Source organism: Stenotrophomonas sp. 05L44_2 (assembly GCF_056665995.1).
This window is the reverse complement of sequence record NZ_JBFTNR010000654.1, coordinates 1-2,369: the sequence shown is the minus strand read 5'-3', so window position 1 is coordinate 2,369 and position 2,369 is coordinate 1. Positions and strand designations below refer to the sequence as shown.

The following is a 2,369-nucleotide window of genomic DNA, read 5'->3' as shown; positions in this document are numbered from 1 at the left end:
TACCTGGGCAGCTCCTACATGTTCGACAGGAACGTGTCGCTGACCGGACGCTGGATGGCGGCCAAGGAGATCACTGGTGCGCCGCAGTCCATCGACGTGTTCCAGCTGGAAGTGAACGCTGGCTTCTGACGTGACGGCCGGCGTTCGCGCCGGCCGCTTCCCCGCACTCTGGATGCAAACCGAAATGATCGAAGACTCCCAACTGTCCGTAGCCGAGAGTGATGCCGTGGACGCGCTGTCCGCGCAGGACGCCGTTGGCCCGATGTACCCGCCGCTGTACCGCGCGCCGGTAATGCTGTCCTCGCGCGACCATGCGCGCTGGCGCCTGTTGCCTGGCGATGCCGCCTTCGCTGCGGCCAGCCATGCCGTGCCACTGGTGCTGGGCGAATTTGCCGCTGCTGCGCGTTGCTACCCGCTGGTGTTTGTCGGCGAAGAAGCCGCGCCGGTGGCCGTGCTGGGTCTGGAGGCCGAGCACAATCGTTTCGTGGTGGCCGACCGATGGCAGAGCGGCGCCTATGTGCCGGCCTACGTGCGCCGCTACCCCTTCGTGTTCGCGCGGACCGCCCAACCCGAAGGGTATGCGTTGGCCATCGATGCCGATGCAGCGATGCTGCGCACCGAGGGTGACGAAGGCCAGCCACTGTTCGAGGCCGATGGCCAGCCCAGCGGGTTGACCCGTCAGGCGTTGCAGTTCTGCGAAGCCTTCACCAGCGAAGCCGCTGCTACCGCTGCCTTCAGCGCGCAGCTGCTGGCCTCGGGCGTGCTGGTGGATCGCCAGGCCGATGTAGAGCGTGCCGACGGTCGAACCTCCAGCCTTCTCGGCTTCCAGGTCGTCGATCCCGATCGTTTCGCTGCGCTGCCCGAAGCGACCGTCATCGCCTGGCATCGGCAGGGCTGGTTGGCGCCGTTGCATTTCCACCTGGCCTCGCTGGCGCGCTTCAACGACCTGCTGAACGGCTGACACCTTCACCGGGATACTGGACAGGCGCACGACACGGATGTCGAAGGCCGCGCGCGATGCGTGGCCTGCTGCCCCCCAGGCAGGTGGGAAGACCTCGCCCTGGCATGGCTGCACCCTGTCCGGATCCCGACCTTTGTGCTGCGAAGGATCGGCTCTGCAGCGTCGAGCCGTGCTCGACTGGCCTCAACACGAATGCACGCTTCAGCGTTCCCGGCCAGACAGCGGCCAGGTTGAAATCGTCGCAGGGAAGATGGCGCGCCCGGAGGGATTCGAACCCCCGACCAATGGCTTCGGAAGCCACTACTCTATCCGGCTGAGCTACGAGCGCGTGGTGGAACCGCCGCGCCGTCGGCCAGGGCCGGGGCGGGCATCGCAACGCAATGAGGCGGTGCGGGATGGGCATTCTATCCAGTTTCGCCGCACAAATCTCCCCCCGCCGGCAAAGTCGGTCCGAAGGCACAGGAGTATCCTAGTGTCATGGCTGATACCCCCCTTTCCGCGCCGCATCCGGCGCCGACGCCGCGTTGGCGGCATTACTGGTCCCTGATGCGCGCCGATCGCCCGATCGGCACGCTGCTGCTGCTGTGGCCCACCTGGTGGGCGTTGTGGCTGGCCGCTGGCGGCCTGCCGCCGCTGTGGACCCTGTTCGTGTTCACCGCTGGCGTCTGGCTGACCCGCTCGGCCGGTTGCGTCATCAACGACTACGCCGACCGCTGGCTCGACCCGCACGTAGAGCGCACCAAGGCGCGACCGCTGGTGACCGGCGCAATCAGCGGCCGGGCGGCGCTGGTGCTGTTCGCGGTGCTGATGCTGGTGGCCTTCGGCCTGGTGCTGACCCTGAACGGCCTGACCATCGCCCTGAGCTTCATCGGCGTGTTCCTGGCGGCCAGCTATCCCTACCTGAAGCGCTACACCCATCTGCCGCAGGTCTACCTGGGCATGTCCTTCGGCTGGGGCATCCCGATGGCCTTCGCCGCCGTGCAGGGCGAGGTGCCGATGCTGGGCTGGCTGCTGTATGCCGGCAACATCCTGTGGTCCACCGCCTACGACACGTGGTACGCCATGGTCGACCGCGAAGACGACCTGAAGATGGGTTCGCACTCCACTGCGATCCTGTTCGGCGATCTGGACCTGGTCATCCAGGGCGTGCTGTACGCGCTGTTCCTGGCCACGATGGCGCTGGTGGGCGTGCGCGGCGGGCTGGGTGGGTACTACCTGGCCGGCGTCGCGGTGGCGACGCTGCTGGTGGTGTACGAGTTCTGGATCTGCCGCAGGTCTACCTGGGCATGTCCGTCGGGTGGGGCATCCCGATGGCCTTCGCCGCCGTGCTGGGGGAGGTGCCGATGCTGGGCTGGCTGCTGTGTGCCGGCAACATCCTGTGGTCCACCGCCTAGGACACGTGGTACGC

3 protein-coding genes and 1 tRNA gene are annotated in these 2,369 nt (G+C 67.2%); 3 read left to right on the top strand and 1 reads right to left on the bottom strand.

Features of this window, described 5'->3' with window-relative positions:
- Nucleotides 1-3: 3 nt before the first annotated feature.
- Together AC1VAN_RS18810 and AC1VAN_RS18805 are read left to right on the top strand one after the other, a co-directional pair.
- Nucleotides 4-129, top strand: a complete 126-nt coding sequence (locus AC1VAN_RS18810) for a putative porin (RefSeq protein WP_480986438.1) — start codon at nt 4-6, stop codon at nt 127-129.
- Nucleotides 130-184: 55 nt separating this feature from the next.
- On the top strand, nt 185-961 hold the full coding sequence (locus tag AC1VAN_RS18805) for a SapC family protein (protein ID WP_235189974.1): 777 nt from the start codon (nt 185-187) through the stop codon (nt 959-961).
- 251 nt (nt 962-1,212) lie between these two features.
- On the opposite strand, the gene AC1VAN_RS18800 is transcribed toward AC1VAN_RS18805, so the two are convergent.
- Nucleotides 1,213-1,289, bottom strand: a tRNA-Arg gene (locus tag AC1VAN_RS18800).
- 149 nt (nt 1,290-1,438) lie between these two features.
- Between AC1VAN_RS18800 and ubiA the strand changes: the two genes are divergently transcribed.
- Nucleotides 1,439-2,369: 4-hydroxybenzoate octaprenyltransferase (gene ubiA / locus AC1VAN_RS18795; RefSeq protein WP_480986437.1), on the top strand; the 931-nt coding region annotated here is incomplete at its 3' end.

What these genes read in the sequence shown, in the direction of transcription:
- AC1VAN_RS18805 (WP_235189974.1), top strand. Translation starts at nt 185, where the DNA reads ATGATCGAAGACTCCCAACTGTCCGTAGCCGAGAGTGATGCCGTGGAC.